This is a genomic window from Rhizobium sp. 768_B6_N1_8, assembly GCF_051811225.1.
GTDB lineage: Bacteria > Pseudomonadota > Alphaproteobacteria > Rhizobiales > Rhizobiaceae > Rhizobium.
In genome coordinates this window covers 314,409-331,227 of the sequence record NZ_JBPWPV010000003.1, presented here as the reverse complement: position 1 = coordinate 331,227, position 16,819 = coordinate 314,409, and the positions used below count along the sequence as shown (strand labels likewise).

Sequence of the window (16,819 nt, the reverse complement as noted above, 5' to 3'; positions counted from 1 at the left end):
TTCGTCCTAACTCAGGGTCCTTCTCCACCCATCGCAATTTTTGCTCTGCTGGGCCGGCACTCTGACGCGGGCAGTTAGTTGAGAAGCTGCGATCGACTAAGCAAATTTACGGCCGTGCCCTTGAGCGTATCAATCGTGCTCAATGGCGCCTTTGCCTACAATAGCCTGCTCTAACAGCGTGGCAACCTTATCGGCGGCAGGGCCATCACCAGGGACGGGATAAGTACACCTGAGGTCGCGAAGTTGATCTCTCAGTTCCCTGAGGTCCACCGTCATGCGGCACCACGGTCTTCGCACTTGGTCCCAATCAGGCAATGATAGGACGAACCAGGCGACTGACAAAAATTAGCTCCATCATCGGAACTTTACAGGTCTCCCAAAGTTGAGCGCAAGGATCGTGCGGCGAGATCTCCAGTCAACCTGCCCATCAGGCGTCGCGCGATCCCTGTTTAGCCCCCCAAAACTGGCCCGTTTCGGCGGGCTTTTTTTCGATCGCAGCGACCTCTTTATTTTTCTGGGAACCTTTCCTTGAACTTTGCGTTCACGAAGCCGTGGGGATGTACGCATGTCGCGCGCTTCTCCATTTTTCCAGTCCGCTCTCCTAGCCCCGCCCTACGCGGGGCTTTTTTCGCTCGATCGTTTCCCACAACAATTTATAGCCTGTCGCCTCTTTGCGAGGCAAATGATGAGAGGGCGCTAAGGGCGGCCTTTCTAGCATCGGACTTTGGTCCGATTCTATCCGCAAATTTCGTCCTGCTGGCGCCCTGAGGTCTGAATGGGCGCTGGCAACATCAGATTTTTTCCCTGTTCCCTCAGTGTATCAGCGGGAACGCCCTTCGGAAGGTGATAACCGGCACGCGACAACGGCCATCCGCTGCGCTGACGATTGTTTATATTGTCGAGGCTTAGTCAGGCGTTTTCCGGCAATGATCCACGATGAAGATAAACCCTCCGGCACTGCGTTTCCGATTCGTCATCCTCATTGCCGGGGCCGCGATCATCGGCAGTCTGGCATGATCATCGGGCCATCGGACACCAGCACGGTCTGGGTGCCTGATAGTTCAGCCGGCCATCGGTCTCCATTGATGAACATGGCCGTGGGGCGTACTTCATGCCTGTTGCTATCAGCGATTTTCTCCGCGCGACGGCGTCGGGTCGGCTTTGATGTCGGTTCCGACAGCCAGACGAGGCATTCGCGAGGCGTCGACACTTTTCGCCTTCGGCCACGCCGGCGCCTATGACACCTACCTGGAAGGCCTACGCATCGTCGATCTCGGCGACGCCGATATCGTCCATACCGACACGATGAAGAGCCATGCCAATATCGAATATGGCGTGCGAAAGATCCTGGCCGCCGGCGCGCTTCCGGTCGTGTTCGGCGGCGACCATTCGGTCAACATTCCCTGCATCAACGCCTTCAGCGAGCAGGAGCCGATCCATGTCGTGCAGTTTGATGCGCATCTCGACTTCGTTGACGAGCGCCACGGCGTTCGCTTCGGCCATGGCAGTCCGCTGCGCCGCGCCTCGGAAAAACCCTGGGTCACCGGCATGACCCAACTCGGCATCCGCAATGTCTCCTCTACCGCCAAGGAAGGTTATGATTATGCCCGGGCGCAGGGCTCAGATATCCTCTCGGTCCGCCAGATCCGCAAGCTTGGTGTCGATGCCGTTCTGGAGCGTGTTCAGGCTGGGAAACGCTATTACCTGACGATCGATATCGACGGCTTCGATCCGTCGATCGCGCCGGGCACTGGGACCCCGAGCCATGGCGGCTTCATCTACTATGAGGTCCTGGAACTGATCGCCGGGCTTGCCAAACGTGGCACGATCATCGGCGTCGATCTCGTCGAAGTGGCGCCGGATTACGACCATACAGGCTCGACGGCCATCTTGGCAGCCCAGCTGCTGCTCAACACGATTGGCAGAATCTTCATAAACGCGAAGCAGCAGAGTTCTTAGACAAACCCGACACGAGCGCTATTCGGGAAGCCTTATACAAATTGATATGTTTAGTTACAGAGGCGGGTGAAAGGGCGTCGAATAGGAAAGCTAATCGCTCTGCACTCATCAAGTTTGGAAGCAACAAACGCTATCCAAGATGCATCAAAGGGACGCAAAATTGATCGAACGTGCGGTCGGTTACCTTGTTTGCAATAGGACACCAGACGATAGAACGCAGTTAGTGCTTACTTCGTCAAATTTGGTCCGGCTCGGCCGGTTTCTGCGGTCAGTGCGTCCGCGACGACACCACGTGCGGTTTTTGTGGACGCCTATTCTTAGGCGACGCCTCCGATGCGGCGCGATCAATCGCCCAGTCTACTTCTCGAAAGCCGCGGGTGCGCATCCCTCGGGGCCATCGCGTTCGGCGATGATCTTAGCGTCGAACCACCGAGCAAGCTTCTCCCCGCGCTTGTTGCCGCTTGAGGTATTCCCGACGATCGTAGAAAGCCGCAGTCGGCTGAAGCCGTATCCGACCAGCGCTGCGGCCACATCGAGCGCGAGCGCGAAATGGTCCCATTTTGCGGGAGCGAGTTCGACTCCGAGAACTGGCGCGTCGTCTCTCGACATACGAAGCCCCGCGCAGCCGCACGGCTCTCCCGTTCGTCCGTCGAAGATACCGATCTGGAAATTGTGCGTGGCGTAGCTTTGCTCCATTCGCTGAATAAATCGAAGAGATCATTAGGCCGCTGAACGTCTGAAGCTTCAAAGTCATAGAGCGCGAGATAGCGCGGATCCATCTGGTAACCCAGAAACGCGGCTCGATCCGCATCTGTGAAATCCCGCAAGAGAAAACGGGGACGCTCGATCATCAATGATGTCATTCGGCTCTTTTTCATTGTTTTACCGGTCGCAACGGCTTTGAATTTGGCAGCAGCCCGCATGGCTGCTTCGCGTTTGGCTAGGGGAACCGCGACAGACAGCTAACCATTAGCGCATCCAGGAGAATGGAACAAGAACCGTCTAAATGCATTATGACGGTTCCAATAGACGGGAGAAGCTGTTAGGAGAGAAAAGCATGACAAGACGCGAAATAACTCATCGTCGGGCCGCCATTGGCAGGCATACGCTGTTCCTCCGGGAAGCGGGACCGAGGAGCGCTCCCGTCCTGCTCCTGCCGCACGGATACCCGTGCTCTTCCTATCAGTTCCGGAGGTTGATGCCGGCGCTCGCCGATCAGTGGCGCACCGTAGCCTTCGACTGGCCGGGTTTTGGCTACAGCGACACGCCTGACCCCGCCGAGTTCGGCTATGACTTCGACGCTTACGCCGAGGTGCTCGGCGATGTCGCTGAGGCGCTCCGCCTGGAGCGCTACGCGCTCTGGCTCCACGACTACGGCTCGCAGATCGGTCTCCGGCATGCCATCGCCCAGCCGGAGCGGATCGCCGCGCTGATAATTCAGAACGGCGACATCTACGAAGACGTGCTCGGCCCTAAATACGAGACGATCAAAGCGTGGTGGGCCGACAGGTCGCCCGAGAAGCACCGCCCTCTCGACGCGGCCGTAAGCGAGGACGGATTTCGTAAGGAGTTCGTCGGTGAAGTCTCGGAGGAGGTGGCAAGCCGAGTCCCCCCTGACCTTTGGAAACTGCATTGGCCGCTCATGGACACCCCAACACGCAAAATGGTGTCAGTCGGCCTGATGGAAAAGCTGGAGCAGAACCTCGACTGGTTCCCGCGCTATCAAGCCTATCTGCGCGAGCACCGCCCGCCGACGCTGGTGGTGTGGGGCCCACAGGACGGCTACATGCCGGAGGCGTCGGCGCGAGCCTACCAGCGCGATCTCCCGGACGCCGAGTTCCACATTCTCAACGATGCCGGCCATTGGCTGCTGGAAACGCACTTCGAACAGGCGCTACCGCTCGTCCGCGAGTTCCTCTCTCGGGCGCTCCGATGACCGCGCCTCTAAGCGAAATCTCGAACTAGAGGAGACATACATGGTCACAAAGCCCACAATTGCAGGTATCTGGCGCGGCCGTACTCGCTGCGACGTCGCCGACAGCTACGAGCCCTATTTGCGAGCCGAGGGCATCGCTCCGCTTCAGGAGGTTGCCTTAGGCGTCCAGCTCTTTCGAGAGGACCGGGACGAGGTGACGTGGTTCACGACTATCTCCGATTGGCCGGACATTGAGGCGATGACCGCCTTCACGAAGGGCGATCCGATCAAGGTTCATCATCTCGATCGCGACGCAGAGTTCTTAATCGAGCTGCCGGAGCGCATCGAGCTCCATCGCATCCTGATTGACAATCAGAGCCTGCGTTGAACTCGCCTCGTTCCAGGGCGACGGCGCCGATTAAGGAAACAAATGAAAGCTACGCGATGTCCCTGCCCCACCGCATTTCAGGCAATCTCGCGCTTGATCTCGCCAACACCATCAGTTGGCGCACCACGGCCTGGGAAGTCGACCATTTGGCGACCTTCGATGACGTCTTGGCGTGGTCCAAAGAAGTCGGCCTGATAGGCGACGAGTTCGTCGCATCGCCGCCGGAGCAAAGGACACTGCTCGAGCAAGTCCTTGCGCTTCGCAAGGCGGTCTATGCGGCGGGTTCGGCGATCGCGAGCGGCCTCGATCCGCTGCGCACGGATTTGGACGTCATTCGCGATATTGCCGCGGTGGCCCTGCGCCATGCTTCGCTTTCCGGATCCCCGTACACATTGCATTTTGAGGGAATCTATCGTGTGACGGGCACCTTCGCATGGTCAGCCCTCGACCTGCTTCGTGGCGACGAACTCTCTCGACTGAAGCAGTGTCCACCGGATGATTGTCACTGGCTTTTCATCGATCGCACGAAGAACGGCTCAAGGCGCTGGTGCGACATGGGCACCTGCGGCAATCGCGCCAAAAAGATGGCGTACAGAAAGGGGCGCGTTAACCCGAAACAACTTCCATGAGCAGATAGCGGGACTCCGCACCGGGGCTGTCACGAAGCCATTTCATGGCACTGTTTCGCGATTTGGTCGGTACAACGCCGCAGGCTTATTTGACGGGATGGCGTTTGACTCTTGCTCGACGGAAGCTCGCCAAAGGAGGGAAGGTGAAGTCAGCGGCGCGTCAAGTCGGCTTTGGCAGCGCGGCGGCCTTCTCCGCGCATTCTTTCGCAAATTCGGGGACTGGCCATCAGTCCGGTCATAGGCGCGATTGAGGTTGCCGGGCGGTGCTGTTGACCTTAGCGTGCCATCTTTGAACCAAGGTTGCAGAGGCTGTTTCGTTGCGTCCAAGCTCCGCCGCCTTGAGCAGTTCGAACCGGAGACCCGTGGTTTGCGCACATTTGAGAATGTGATTTCAACCGTTTTCGCCGGCGAACAGATTGGCGCAATGGGAGCGTCCTTGGTACCCACATTGAGAAGGACGACCACTTGTTTTATATGATGCGTGATGAGGCGGATATGAGAACGACCTTGGCAATCGACGACGATGTTCTGATCGCCGCAAAAGCGATGGCCACCCAGCAGCACCGGAGCGTCGGCGAGGTCATTTCTGAGCTGGCGAGACGTTCTCTGCGTCGACCGCCCAGCAGCGGCGAGCGCAATTTCATTCCACTGCTCTCAACTCGGCCGGATACGCCGCCAGTGACGCTCGAAATCGTGAACTCCATGCGTGACGAACTGCCGTGACTTTCCTGCTCGACGTCAATCGCGCCAGGGGTGTTTGGATTGTCAGAGCCCATGTGAACTTCACCATGCAATTAGTGATGGTAACGGGTAAAACTGGTTCCGGCGGGACAGGTAAGCCTAATTCCGGTCATGGTCGAATGTAATCAGGGAATTCTGCACTGATAACGTCGATGATAGAAAGGGTACCCGAAAGGTGCTTCTTTAACGCCGCCGCAGCACTCTCCGGCTTGCCGGACGCCACGGCCTCAACAATCGCCTCGTGATCCGCGATCACCATCTGCATTTTTCCAGGCATTGGCAGGTTTAGGCGACGCAGTCGATCGAGGTGAACACTCTGGCGTCGAACATTTGCCCAGAGCTGCAGGATGCCGCTCCTTTCATAGAGTTTTCTGTGAAACTCGCGGTCGATGCCGTCAAATGTGTCGTAGGTTTCGGGCGTTGCCACCGCTTTCTGCCTGGCAAGAATTTCTCCAAGCTCGGCTGCGGTCTCGGCGGGCGCAGCCTCCGTTAACCTTCGCACCGCTTCGAGTTCGATCGATAACCGCAGGAACTGCGCTTGCCTGGCATGGTCGATATCGATCTTCGCCACAACCGTCGCATATTGCGGATAGACATCGACGATCCCCTCTTCCTGCAGCCGCATCAGGGCGTCACGTACCGGCGTCTGGCTGACCCCGAACTCCAACTGCAACGATGCCCGCGACAAAATCGTGCCCGGCACCAATTCCACCTTGAGAATCCGCTCCCGCAGAATTTCATGCACCTGTAGCGCCACCTGCCGCGAACGGTCCAGTTGGCTGCCCCTCATCACACTACCCATGCCATTTCCATCCACTTGCTCGCTAGCGCAGTACTAAAACATAAAAGCGGGGTTGATGCACTGATGTTTTAGTGCTTCAATACATTATTCGCTTTTCACACTAGGCGAAACCCGGGCCGGGAGGGCTCGCACCTTGGGAGGAAAACCATGCGACTGTTGATCAGCGGCGTGACCGCAATTGTTATGGCTCTCGGCTTGGCCTGTCCGAGCCAGGCGCAGGACAAGACCAATATCTCCATCACCCGGCAGCCCGGCATTCTCTATCTTGCCAGCCATGTGATGGAGACGCAGAAACTCATCGAGAAGCAGGCTGCCAAGGAAGGCGTCGAGGGCGTCACCGTCGAATGGCGGACCTTCAGCGGCGGTGGCGCCCAGACCGACGCCCTGCTTGCCGGCAATGTCGATGTCGTCAACACCGGCACCGGCAACCTTCTGCTTCTGTGGGATCGCACCCGCGGCAAGGTGAAGGGCATCATCACCAGCTCGGCTCAGCCGGTGATCATGGTTTCCAACGACCCGCGCATCAAATCGCTGAAGGACATTGGCGAGGGCGACAAGATCGCCGTGCCGACCGTCGGCGTTTCCACCCAGGCGATTCTGTTGCAGATGGCGGCCGCCAAGACGTATGGCGACGATCAGGTCAAGAAATTCGATTCCAACACCGTGCAGCTCGGCCATCCGGATGCAGTGGCAGCCATCGCCAACTCCAAGCATGAAGTGAAGAACCACTTCTCCGCACCACCGTTCCAGTATGTCGAGCTGAAACAGCAAGGTGTCCACAAGGTCACGGATTCCCGCGAAATCCTTGGCGGTGCCCTGACCCAAGCCACCTTCTTCACCACCACGGCCTTCGCAGAAGCCAATCCGAAACTGGTCAAGGCACTGCGAACGGCAACCGAAGAGGCCGTCGCCTTCATCAAGAAGGATCCGAAGGCAGCCCTTGAAGCCTATAAGTCCGTCTCCGGCGACAAGACCAGCCTCGACGATCTTCTCGCCATGCTGAAGGAACCCGGCATGGACGAATGGCGCACCGACCCGCAGGGAACGATGAAGTTTGCCGCACATCTCAACAAGATCGGCACGCTGAAGACCATGCCAAAGGCCTGGACGGACTATTACCTGCCCGACAGCGCCTATCTCAACGGCAACTGAGCCCGTCGCGACACCAGCAGCGGCGGACACGCTCGCCGCTGCTCCTCTTAGGGAGTGAACCCATGATGCAGGCAAATATTGCCGCCGCCGAGCGCATTGCGCCGGCTGCCGACAAGGCACCGCTTCTGTCCGTTGACCACGTGACACTGCGCTACAAGACACCCAACCTTCTCATCACCGCCACCGAAGACGTCAGTTTCAATGTCCGCGAATCCGACCGTTTCGTGCTGCTCGGCCCTTCCGGCTGCGGCAAGTCCACGCTGCTCAAGGCCGTCGGCGGTTACATGACGCCATCTGCAGGCACGATCCACATCAACGGCCGTCAGGTGAAGTGTCCCGGGCCGGATCGCATGATGGTGTTCCAGGAATTCGACCAGTTGATGCCGTGGAAGACGGTGCTGGAAAACGTCATGTTCCCGCTTCTGGTCGCCCGCAAGCTGCCGAAGGCCGAAGCCGAGGCGCTGGCCCGCCAGTATATCGACAAGGTCAAGCTCACCCGCGCTATCAACAGCTATCCGCACACGCTGTCGGGCGGCATGAAACAGCGCGTGGCGATTGCCCGCGGCATGGCCATGCAGCCGGACATCCTGCTGATGGACGAACCGTTCGCCGCCCTTGACGCGTTGACCCGCCGGCAGATGCAGGACGAACTGCTGCAGCTCTGGGAAGACACCAAGTTCACGGTCATCTTCGTTACCCACTCGATCGCCGAGGCGATCAAGATTTCCAACCGAATCCTGCTACTCTCGCCGCATCCCGGCCGGGTGAAGGCAGAGGTCGTCGATGTCGACAAGATCAGCCACGAGGACGGCAGCGCTGCAGCCCTCGAGCGCGACATCCATAACCTGCTGTTCTCGAACGAGCCCGGTCACAAGGAATAGAGCCATGCTGTCCGCAAACATCATTCTGGCGGCCGATGTCGAGGCCAACAAACCCTATGACAACATCAAGCCGGTGGAACAGAAGCTCAGCGCCTTCGAGACCTTGTGGGGCATCGGAGCATTGCGCAAGACGCTGCTGATCCTGACGCTCGCCATCATCTGGCAGGTCTACTCCTCCTATCTCGACAACCCGTTGCTGTTCCCGACGCTCACCGACACGATCGCCACGCTGATCGACCGCTTTGCCGACGGCACGCTGCCGGCCCGTATCTGGACGACGCTGCAGATCCTGTTCATGGGTTATGCTGTCGGCACCGTGCTTGCCGCGTTCCTGACCGTGCTTGCCATCAACACCCGCATCGGCACCGATTTCCTCGAAACCATGACGGCAATGTTCAACCCACTGCCGGCGATCTCGCTGCTGCCGCTGGCGTTGATCTGGTTCGGGCTGGGTGCCTCCAGCCTGGTTTTCGTCCTCGTCCACTCGGTGCTCTGGGCCGTTGCCCTCAACACGCATTCCGGCTTCCTTGGCGTATCGCGCACCTTGCGCATGGTCGGGGCCAACTATGGTCTCACCGGCATTTCCTACGTGCTGCGCATCCTCGTGCCGGCTGCCTTCCCGTCCATCCTCACCGGCCTCAAGATCGGTTGGGCCTTTGCCTGGCGCACGCTGATCGCCGCCGAACTTGTCTTCGGCGTCTCGTCCGGACAGGGCGGTCTCGGCTGGTTCATTTTCGAGAACCGCAACCTGCTCGACATCCCGGCCGTGTTCGCCGGCCTGCTCACCGTCATCATCATCGGCCTTATCGTCGAAAACCTGGTTTTCCAGACGATCGAACGCCACACCATCCAGAAATGGGGCATGAAGGAATAGCGTCAGGCTGTTCCTTCGCATTCCCGAGAAGGTCATTCCCATGACGAAAACAAAGACGCCCGAAACGCTGCGAAGCGCCCGCTGGTTCGCGCCCGACGACCTGCGAAGCTTCGGTCACCGGTCGCGCATGATGCAGCTTGGCTATGCGGAAGAGGACTTTCGCGACAAACCAATCATTGGCATTCTCGATACCTGGTCGGAACTCAACACCTGTCATTCGCATTTCAAGGAACGCGTGCAGGACGTGAAACGCGGCGTCAGCCAGGCCGGCGGCTTCCCGGTGCAGATGCCGTCGCTCTCCGTCGATGAGAGCTTCACCAAGCCGACCTCCATGCTCTACCGCAACATGCTGGCGATGGAAACGGAGGAAATGATCCGCTCGCACCCGCTCGACGGCGTGGTGCTGATGGGCGGTTGCGACAAGACCACGCCCGGCCTCGTGATGGGGGCGATTTCCGCCGGCGTGCCGATGATCTACCTGCCGGCCGGCCCGATGCTGCGCGGCAATTATGCCGGCAAGGTGCTGGGGTCAGGCTCGGACGCTTGGAAATACTGGGACGAACGCCGTGCCGGCAACGTTACCGATGAGGAATGGCTGGGCGTACAGGGCGGCATCGCCCGCTCCGCCGGCACCTGCATGACCATGGGCACCGCCTCGACCATGACCGCGATTGCCGATGCCATGGGCCTGACCCTGCCCGGCGCCTCGTCGATCCCGGCCGTTGATGCCAACCACCAGCGCATGTCGGCCTCTTGCGGCCGTCGCATCGTCGACATGGTCTGGGAAGATCTTACCCCCGACCAGATCATCACCGACGCCGCCTGCCGCAATGCCGCGATCGTTGCCATGGCCACGGGCTGTTCCACCAATGCCATCGTGCACCTGATCGCCATGGCGCGCCGCGCCGGCGTCAACCTGACGCTCGACGACCTTGATGCACTCGGCCGCGTCACGCCTCTCATCGCCAATGTCCGGCCCTCCGGAAAAGACTACCTGATGGAGGACTTTTTCTATGCTGGCGGTTTGCGCGCGCTGATGAAGCAGATCGAGGATCGGCTCGAACTTTCCGCCTTGACCGTTACCGGCAAGACCATGGGTGAAAACCTCGAGGGTGCGCAGGTCTATAACGACGACGTCATCCGCCCGCTTTCCAACCCGGTCTATCATGAGGGATCGCTCGCCGTGGTGCGCGGCAATCTCTGTCCCGACGGGGCTGTGATCAAACCTGCCGCCTGCGATCCGAAGTACCATGTGCACCAGGGCCCGGCCATGGTGTTTGACAGCTACCCGGAGATGAAGAAGGCGATTGACGACGAGAATCTCGATGTCACGCCCGACCATGTTCTCGTGCTGCGCAATGCCGGCCCTCTCGGCGGACCCGGCTTTCCCGAATGGGGCATGTTGCCCATCCCCAAAGCCCTGATCAAAAAAGGCCACCGCGACATGCTGCGCATCTCCGATGCCCGCATGTCCGGCACATCCTACGGTGCCTGCGTGCTGCACGTGTCGCCGGAGAGCTATGTCGGCGGGCCGCTGTCGCTTCTGAAAAACGGCGATATCGTCCGTCTCGATCTGCCCAATCGTCAACTGGACATGCTGGTCGGCGAGGATGAGCTTGCCCGCCGCAAGGCCGAATGGAAGGCGCCTGAACCCCGCTTCCAGCGCGGTTACGGCTGGATGTTCTCCCGCCACGTGACCCAGGCCGACCAAGGCTGCGATTTCGATTTTCTGGAAACCGGTTTCGGCAAAAATGCCGGCGAGCCGGATATCTATTGAGGAAGGGAATACAGATGACCGATTACGTGCTGAGTGACGCGACCCGCGCCAAGTTCAAGAAGATCTCGACCGCCTCGATTGCCACGGCGCTGTTCAAGCGCGGCCTGCGCAACCAGTTCATCCAGGGCGTGGTGCCGGTTGCCGCGAAGGCGGATACCATGGTCGGCCAGGCCTTTACGCTGCGTTATATCGTGGCCCGTGAGGATCGCAACCCGATCACCGTCTTCCGCAACGCCGACCACCCGCAGCGCGTGGCGATCGAGACCTGCCCTGCCGGCCATGTGCTGGTCATGGATAGCCGCAAGGACGCTCGCGCCGCCACCGCCGGTTCCATCCTTATCACCCGACTGGCGCTGCGCGGTGCCGCCGGCGTCGTCACCGATGGCGGCTTCCGTGATGCCGCAGGTATCGGCGCACTCGACATGCCCGCCTATCACGCAAGACCGTCCGCTCCCACCAACCTCACCCTGCACGAAGCGATCGACATCAACGTGCCCATCGCGTGCGGCGACGTCGCCGTGTTCCCAGGAGACGTTGTGGTCGGCGATCGAGACGGCGTGATGGTAATCCCAGCTCATCTTGCGGAAGAACTTGCCGAGGAATGCACGGCGATGGAAAGCTACGAGGATTTTGTCCTCGAGCAGGTCAAGGCTGGCGAAGCCATCATCGGTCTTTACCCGCCCACCAAGGATGAGCACCTAGAAAAATACGAAACCTGGCGACAAACACGTGGGTGCTAAAAGCCGGTTCGTGTAAGCCCTAGGTGGAATTGAACCCATTAACAGTGGTCATGGTGACGGGGTCGAACGTCGATGCGCTCGTTTACGTTGTTTATCGATGATAAAGTCAGTTATCATGGATACAAGTTGAGGTAGGGATGTGGCCTTGGCAGTCGGAGCGGCATCGTCAACTTAACGAAGCGTGGATGTCGATGTGAGATGACGGGCCATGACAGACCGTGATCCGCTGTACCGCCGCCATCGCTTTCCCGCTGAAATCATCGCGCATACTGTCTGGCTCTATTTGCGTTTTCCTCTCAGCTTGCGGATGGTCGAAGACATGCTGGCGGCACGAGGGATTATTGTCTCGCATCAAACGGTCCGGCTTTGGCAGAGAAATTCAGCCGGTCGTCTTGGTGACAAGTGGCACCTCGACGAGGTTGTCGTTTCGATCCGCGGCAAGAAGCACTGGCCCTGGCGCGCCGTCGATCAGGACGGTTTCGTCCTCGACGTTCTGGTGCAAAGTCGTCGCAATGCAAAGGCAGCCAAGCGTCTGATGCGCAAGCTGTTGAAGAGCCAGGCGCGCGCGCCGCGTGTGATGATCACCGACAAGCTTCGATCCTACGACGCTGCAAAGCGCGAGATCATGCCAAGTGTCGAACACCGTTCACATAAAGGATTGAACAATCGAGCGGAGAATTCCCATCAGCCAATCCGGCGGCGAGAGCGGATCATGAAGCGCTTCAAGTCACAGCGCCATTTGCAGCGCTTCGTCTCCATCCATGATCCGATTGCCAACCTGTTCCACATCCCCGCCACGACATCTCATCCAGCCATCATCGAGACCTGCGTTCAGAGGCAATGAACCTGTGGGCAAAAATCGCTCGGACGTGAGCCGCCACAGTGCAAGCTGGCTACGACTGCCTCGTGCCCGTTAAGTTTACAATGCCCTTGATAGAGAGCGGCAGCTTGGAATGCGCGTCAAATGCCGATACGGGCTTGCCCCCTGCCTGCGGCAGCTTGAAGAGCAGTGATGTAAGGGCTTTTGAAGCTTCACGTTTCGACATCATCCGTCATTTTAAATGACTTTCCATCGAGAACGACTGTGTTCAATAAGTCATCAACGACTATTGGAGCGGTGACTCGATGGAAAAACCGATCGCGCTGGAGAATATCTCCGAAAATACAGTGTTTCGCAAAGGCGACGTCTTCGTTCTCTTCGGCGAATTGTTCGGTCGCGGCTACGCGACCGGCCTTCTCGACCAAGTCCGGAAAGTCGGAATGCGGATCGTCGGAATTACGGTCGGGCGGCGCGACGAAAAGAATGTCCTGCGGCCTCTGACCGACGATGAGCTCTGTGAAGCGGAAGCAAGGCTCGGCGGAACAATCATAAACGTTCCGCTGATGGCTGGCTTCGATCTCGACGCGCCAGCAGACGGTCCCACGCCTACCGACCTTCTTGCCGGGCTAACGCTCGAAAGCTGGGAGCGTGAAAGGCTCGACTGGGAATATATAGAAAAATGCCAGGCCGTAGGGACGGCACGGTTTACGGATTCATTGTCGCAGGTCATGACCATCCTCGACGGCATGATTGCCGACGGGAGCAACGTTTTCTTTGCCCATACGATGGCCGGAGGCATTCCCAAGGCAAAAGCCTTCCTGGTCGTCGCCAACAGAATCTACAAGGGAACGGGACCGCGACACATGTCGTCGCAAGCCCTGGTCGAAAGCGATATGGGCAAACTGATCCTTCGCAATTTCGACGAGGTGTCGGCAAATACCTTCCGCCATCTTATCGATTTCAGCGCGGCGATCCGGGAGCGCGTGGAAGCCTCGGGCGGCCAGGTTAGGTACACGGCATATGGCTATCACGGCACGGGTATCCTGATCGACGGAGAATACCGGTGGCAGACATACACGAACTACACGCAGGGCTACGCCAAGATGCGCCTTGAAGGTATTGCCGAGGATGCCTGGGCGATCGGCGTGAAGGCGAGCGTCTACAACTGTCCCGAGATCCGGACCAATTCATCCGACGTATTCACGGGCATTGAACTGCCTCTCATACCCCTTCTGCTTGCGCTGAAGAAGGAGAACGGTGGCGAATGGGCGGCCGAACAATGGCGAAAATGCCAAGAGCTTCTGGCGGATGGTTTCACGATAGATGACGTCATCCGCAAGATCAGTGACCTGCAGGCGAGCGAAGTCATGACCCCTTTCTATAACTTCTCCGCGTGGCCGATGCCCAACAACCAGGGACAGGCCGACCTGACGATCGGCACGTCGAACCAGATCACCTCGATGCACCGTGACAGCAAAGTCATGATCAGCGATCTCCTGAGCGCTCTGGTCGTGGAAGCGACCGGACAACTTATTTTTGGTGCATCATCTTCACCTTCCGGGCCAGTCCGGTGGCTCAACCACGACATCGTGGCCCGCCGCCTCAATGCTTCCCACGGAGAATACAAGACTACATCGAAAGGTAAAACACGCCGATCGTGTGATGACGCTGCATCAAGGCTGGAGATTGCCTGACTGTTAAATGGCCATGGGGGTCAGGTGCTGCCCAGCAACAATCCCTATGCTGATCTAGCAACATCACCTCATTGTTCGGTCGTTCGAACGCGGATCCGCCCTTTCGGAGGAGCCGTCGCAGGCATATCCACCATCCCGTCTGCCGATTGGCACCAAATGAAATCCTCAGGAAACATGAAAATGAAGGTTGCGAATTCTGTTCGGAGATCGGATCGGGAGAGCGGGCTTCCAGACGATCAACTTCATAGCTCTCACGATGGCGACCGGTACGCCGAGCGTGGCCTTCTCGCCAACATAAACCCGTTTGCCGCTCAGCTTTCTTCTGCCCACGTCCCAATCAACATGGTCATGAAGCGCTCTGCCGCCGGCGAAAGCGTCCCACCGCGACGGCGCACGATGCCGATCGTTCGCGAGATTTCAGGATTGCGAATAGGTCTCGTGACGAGGAATGGGTGCTCTTCCTGCGGAGTAGCGAGTTTCGGCAGAACCGAAATTCCAAGCCCGGCCTCCACCAAACCAAGCGATGTTGAAAGATGTGTGACTTCGTAGGACCAACGCAGTTTCAGGTTCGATTTCGCCAGCGCGGCATCGAGAAGCGTACGGTTGCCGCTGGACCGATGTACTGTAATCAGTTGATAGGGCGCCAGATCGTCCCATTCGAGTTCGCTCTTCGCTGCCAGCGGATGATCCTTGCGTGCCGCCAGCACGAATGGATCTTCGATGAGCCTCTCGAAGATGAGGTCGGGATCTGAAAAACCCATGATATTGATGCCGAACTCCACCTCGCCGCGGGCGACTGCCTGCAGACCGTCGGTGGCCGGCAGATCGAGAATGCGAAAACGAATATTCGGATACTCGGCGCTGAACTGCTTAATGACGGTCGGCAAAAAGTAGAAAGCGGCCGTTGGCAGACATGCGATCGTCACAAGGCCGCTGCGCTGAGATCCGACGTCACGCACTGCAAACAGCGACGTGTCGAACTCCTCGAGCATGCGCCGCACCAGGGGGATCAGCTCCGCGCCAAGCGCGGTTGTCGAGACATGACGTGTGGTGCGCTCGAGCAAGGGCGCCCCGATGGCCAGCTCCAGCTTCTGAATTCGACGGCTGAGTGCCGGCTGGGACAGATTGAGCGCTTCGGCGGAGCGATGGAAGTTTTCCAGTTCGACGACCGATAGAAATGCGCGCAGATCCAATATCTCGCAATTAATGCTCATAACGCATCATTCCCTCTGATATTAGCATTTCACATATCAATCATTTTGCCGCTTACTGCAACAAAGAAGCTGATTGATATTTAAATCACATCAGTATGCGGGCACAACCATGAACGACCTGATTTCCATTCCCTGTGTTCTGATGCGAGGTGGCACCTCCAAAGGACCGTTCTTTCTCGCATCCGATCTTCCATCGGATGCGCGTCAACGCGATCAAATCCTGCTTTCGGTCATGGGCTCTGGTCACCCATTGCAAATCGATGGAATCGGCGGCGGAAACCCCGTCACCAGCAAGGTCGCCATCGTCGGTCCAGCAACCGTACCGGATGCCGATGTGGATTATCTGTTCGCCCAAGTTCGCATCGATCAGCAGTTCGTCGATACCTCTCCCAATTGCGGAAACATGCTGGCCGCCGTCGGGCCGTTCGCGATCGAGGCCGGATTGGTCCAATCGACTAGCGGCGTAACCCGCGTGCGTATCCACAATGTCAATACCGGCAAACTGATCGAAGCCGAGGTTCCGACCCCCGATGGCCGTGTCGCCTACTTGGGAGATGCTTCGATCGATGGTGTGCCCGGCAATGCGGCGCCGATCGCCTTGACGTTTATGGATGCTGCAGGGGCACGCACAGGCAAGCTTTTTCCCACCGGCAACCCGCGCGACAGCATTGACGGTATCGATGTCACTTGCATCGATTGCGCTATGCCGATGATGCTGCTTGAGGCCGGCGCCCTCGGCGTGACCGGCAATGAAACCACCGCCGAGCTCAATGCCAACGGTCCATTGCTCCAGCGGCTCGAAACTTTAAGGCTCCAAGCCGGCCGACGCATGGGTATGGGTGACGTCAGCAATCAGGTCACGCCAAAGCCGGTTCTAATCTCCAGGCCCAACAACGGCGGCGATCTCGGCGTGCGCTATTTCATGCCGCATCAGTGCCACCCATCTCTCGCAACGACCGGTGCGGTCGGCATAGCTACGGCCTGCATCAGCGACGGAACCGTCGCCTCGCGGCTGATCGGAGATCGCAAGCCACCGGTCATTCTCGTTCTCGAACATCCAAGCGGCCATTTGGAAGTGAAACTGGATACCCGCGACGGCAAGACAGTTGCTGGAATCCTGCGTACGGCCCGGCGCCTCTTCGAAGGCCAGGTCTTTGCAAAACCTATCGCGCAAATGGTTTGCGCGGCATAATCGAAAGTGGTTGCCGGGAGGGCGCCACGCATCAGGGAGGA

The 16,819-nt window shown here is 58.6% G+C and carries 16 protein-coding genes and 1 pseudogene; 14 read left to right on the top strand and 3 right to left on the bottom strand.

Going from position 1 to position 16,819, the window contains the following annotated elements; translation table 11 throughout:
• Positions 1-1,164: 1,164 nt before the first annotated feature.
• Positions 1,165-1,959 (top strand): agmatinase, encoded by a 795-nt coding sequence (locus AB8B33_RS36135; protein ID WP_439019169.1) that lies wholly within the window; start codon positions 1,165-1,167, stop codon positions 1,957-1,959.
• A 357-nt stretch (positions 1,960-2,316) separates the two neighbouring features.
• On the opposite strand, the gene AB8B33_RS36130 is transcribed toward AB8B33_RS36135, so the two are convergent.
• Positions 2,317-2,655: a GNAT family N-acetyltransferase gene (locus AB8B33_RS36130; RefSeq protein ID WP_439019168.1), complete on the bottom strand. Its 339-nt coding sequence runs from the start codon at positions 2,653-2,655 to the stop codon at positions 2,317-2,319.
• A 361-nt stretch (positions 2,656-3,016) separates the two neighbouring features.
• Here AB8B33_RS36130 and AB8B33_RS36125 point away from each other — a divergent pair, with 361 nt between their 5' ends.
• The 5 genes from AB8B33_RS36125 to AB8B33_RS36105 all read left to right on the top strand — a co-directional run bounded on the left by AB8B33_RS36125 (position 3,017) and on the right by AB8B33_RS36105 (position 5,614).
• The gene (locus tag AB8B33_RS36125) at positions 3,017-3,895 is read left to right on the top strand and encodes an alpha/beta fold hydrolase (protein WP_310384286.1); all 879 of its coding nucleotides are present in this window, start codon (positions 3,017-3,019) and stop codon (positions 3,893-3,895) included.
• Positions 3,896-3,935: 40 nt separating this feature from the next.
• Positions 3,936-4,262 (top strand): hypothetical protein, encoded by a 327-nt coding sequence (locus tag AB8B33_RS36120; RefSeq protein WP_439019167.1) that lies wholly within the window; start codon positions 3,936-3,938, stop codon positions 4,260-4,262.
• A 56-nt stretch (positions 4,263-4,318) separates the two neighbouring features.
• Positions 4,319-4,891 (top strand): CGNR zinc finger domain-containing protein, encoded by a 573-nt coding sequence (locus AB8B33_RS36115; protein WP_439019166.1) that lies wholly within the window; start codon positions 4,319-4,321, stop codon positions 4,889-4,891.
• A 44-nt stretch (positions 4,892-4,935) separates the two neighbouring features.
• Complete coding sequence (locus AB8B33_RS36110) at positions 4,936-5,142, top strand: helix-turn-helix domain-containing protein (RefSeq protein ID WP_439019165.1); 207 nt, start codon at positions 4,936-4,938, stop codon at positions 5,140-5,142.
• 244 nt (positions 5,143-5,386) lie between these two features.
• The gene (locus AB8B33_RS36105; RefSeq protein WP_439019322.1) at positions 5,387-5,614 is read left to right on the top strand and encodes a CopG family transcriptional regulator; all 228 of its coding nucleotides are present in this window, start codon (positions 5,387-5,389) and stop codon (positions 5,612-5,614) included.
• Positions 5,615-5,741: 127 nt separating this feature from the next.
• On the opposite strand, the gene AB8B33_RS36100 is transcribed toward AB8B33_RS36105, so the two are convergent.
• Positions 5,742-6,434, bottom strand: coding sequence for a GntR family transcriptional regulator (locus tag AB8B33_RS36100; protein ID WP_310384280.1), 693 nt, complete (start codon positions 6,432-6,434; stop codon positions 5,742-5,744).
• A gap of 147 nt (positions 6,435-6,581) precedes the next feature.
• On the opposite strand from AB8B33_RS36100, the gene AB8B33_RS36095 reads away from it, so the two are divergent.
• The 7 genes and pseudogenes from AB8B33_RS36095 (at position 6,582) to AB8B33_RS36065 (ending at position 14,372) form a co-directional block, all read left to right on the top strand.
• Positions 6,582-7,586 carry an ABC transporter substrate-binding protein gene (locus AB8B33_RS36095; RefSeq protein ID WP_439019164.1) on the top strand — a complete coding sequence of 335 codons (1,005 nt, stop codon included), beginning with the start codon at positions 6,582-6,584 and terminating at the stop codon, positions 7,584-7,586.
• A 62-nt stretch (positions 7,587-7,648) separates the two neighbouring features.
• A complete protein-coding gene (locus AB8B33_RS36090; RefSeq protein ID WP_439019163.1) occupies positions 7,649-8,467 on the top strand; it encodes an ABC transporter ATP-binding protein in 819 nt (272 codons plus the stop codon).
• A 4-nt stretch (positions 8,468-8,471) separates the two neighbouring features.
• On the top strand, positions 8,472-9,341 hold the full coding sequence (locus AB8B33_RS36085; protein ID WP_439019162.1) for an ABC transporter permease: 870 nt from the start codon (positions 8,472-8,474) through the stop codon (positions 9,339-9,341).
• 40 nt (positions 9,342-9,381) lie between these two features.
• Positions 9,382-11,118: an L-arabinonate dehydratase gene (araD, locus tag AB8B33_RS36080; RefSeq protein ID WP_310384272.1), complete on the top strand. Its 1,737-nt coding sequence runs from the start codon at positions 9,382-9,384 to the stop codon at positions 11,116-11,118.
• Between the two features lie 14 nt (positions 11,119-11,132).
• Positions 11,133-11,858 (top strand): ribonuclease activity regulator RraA, encoded by a 726-nt coding sequence (locus tag AB8B33_RS36075; RefSeq protein WP_439019161.1) that lies wholly within the window; start codon positions 11,133-11,135, stop codon positions 11,856-11,858.
• A 208-nt stretch (positions 11,859-12,066) separates the two neighbouring features.
• Positions 12,067-12,731, top strand: a pseudogene (locus AB8B33_RS36070) (IS6 family transposase).
• Positions 12,732-12,983: 252 nt separating this feature from the next.
• Entirely contained in the window at positions 12,984-14,372 is a 1,389-nt protein-coding gene (locus tag AB8B33_RS36065; RefSeq protein ID WP_439019160.1) for an enoyl ACP reductase FabMG family protein, read from the top strand.
• 311 nt (positions 14,373-14,683) lie between these two features.
• Here AB8B33_RS36065 and AB8B33_RS36060 read toward each other — a convergent pair whose 3' ends face one another.
• Positions 14,684-15,586 carry a LysR family transcriptional regulator gene (locus tag AB8B33_RS36060; RefSeq protein ID WP_439019159.1) on the bottom strand — a complete coding sequence of 301 codons (903 nt, stop codon included), beginning with the start codon at positions 15,584-15,586 and terminating at the stop codon, positions 14,684-14,686.
• A gap of 109 nt (positions 15,587-15,695) precedes the next feature.
• Between AB8B33_RS36060 and AB8B33_RS36055 the strand changes: the two genes are divergently transcribed.
• The gene (locus AB8B33_RS36055; protein ID WP_439019158.1) at positions 15,696-16,778 is read left to right on the top strand and encodes a 4-oxalomesaconate tautomerase; all 1,083 of its coding nucleotides are present in this window, start codon (positions 15,696-15,698) and stop codon (positions 16,776-16,778) included.
• Positions 16,779-16,819 lie beyond the last annotated feature (41 nt).

What these genes read in the sequence shown, in the direction of transcription:
- AB8B33_RS36135 (WP_439019169.1), top strand. Translation starts at nt 1,165, where the DNA reads ATGTCGGTTCCGACAGCCAGACGAGGCATTCGCGAGGCGTCGACACTT.
- AB8B33_RS36130 (WP_439019168.1), bottom strand. Translation starts at nt 2,655, where the DNA reads ATGGAGCAAAGCTACGCCACGCACAATTTCCAGATCGGTATCTTCGAC.
- AB8B33_RS36125 (WP_310384286.1), top strand. Translation starts at nt 3,017, where the DNA reads ATGACAAGACGCGAAATAACTCATCGTCGGGCCGCCATTGGCAGGCAT.
- AB8B33_RS36120 (WP_439019167.1), top strand. Translation starts at nt 3,936, where the DNA reads ATGGTCACAAAGCCCACAATTGCAGGTATCTGGCGCGGCCGTACTCGC.
- AB8B33_RS36115 (WP_439019166.1), top strand. Translation starts at nt 4,319, where the DNA reads ATGTCCCTGCCCCACCGCATTTCAGGCAATCTCGCGCTTGATCTCGCC.
- AB8B33_RS36110 (WP_439019165.1), top strand. Translation starts at nt 4,936, where the DNA reads ATGGCACTGTTTCGCGATTTGGTCGGTACAACGCCGCAGGCTTATTTG.
- AB8B33_RS36105 (WP_439019322.1), top strand. Translation starts at nt 5,387, where the DNA reads ATGAGAACGACCTTGGCAATCGACGACGATGTTCTGATCGCCGCAAAA.
- AB8B33_RS36100 (WP_310384280.1), bottom strand. Translation starts at nt 6,434, where the DNA reads ATGGGTAGTGTGATGAGGGGCAGCCAACTGGACCGTTCGCGGCAGGTG.
- AB8B33_RS36095 (WP_439019164.1), top strand. Translation starts at nt 6,582, where the DNA reads ATGCGACTGTTGATCAGCGGCGTGACCGCAATTGTTATGGCTCTCGGC.
- AB8B33_RS36090 (WP_439019163.1), top strand. Translation starts at nt 7,649, where the DNA reads ATGATGCAGGCAAATATTGCCGCCGCCGAGCGCATTGCGCCGGCTGCC.
- AB8B33_RS36085 (WP_439019162.1), top strand. Translation starts at nt 8,472, where the DNA reads ATGCTGTCCGCAAACATCATTCTGGCGGCCGATGTCGAGGCCAACAAA.
- araD (WP_310384272.1), top strand. Translation starts at nt 9,382, where the DNA reads ATGACGAAAACAAAGACGCCCGAAACGCTGCGAAGCGCCCGCTGGTTC.
- AB8B33_RS36075 (WP_439019161.1), top strand. Translation starts at nt 11,133, where the DNA reads ATGACCGATTACGTGCTGAGTGACGCGACCCGCGCCAAGTTCAAGAAG.
- AB8B33_RS36065 (WP_439019160.1), top strand. Translation starts at nt 12,984, where the DNA reads ATGGAAAAACCGATCGCGCTGGAGAATATCTCCGAAAATACAGTGTTT.
- AB8B33_RS36060 (WP_439019159.1), bottom strand. Translation starts at nt 15,586, where the DNA reads ATGAGCATTAATTGCGAGATATTGGATCTGCGCGCATTTCTATCGGTC.
- AB8B33_RS36055 (WP_439019158.1), top strand. Translation starts at nt 15,696, where the DNA reads ATGAACGACCTGATTTCCATTCCCTGTGTTCTGATGCGAGGTGGCACC.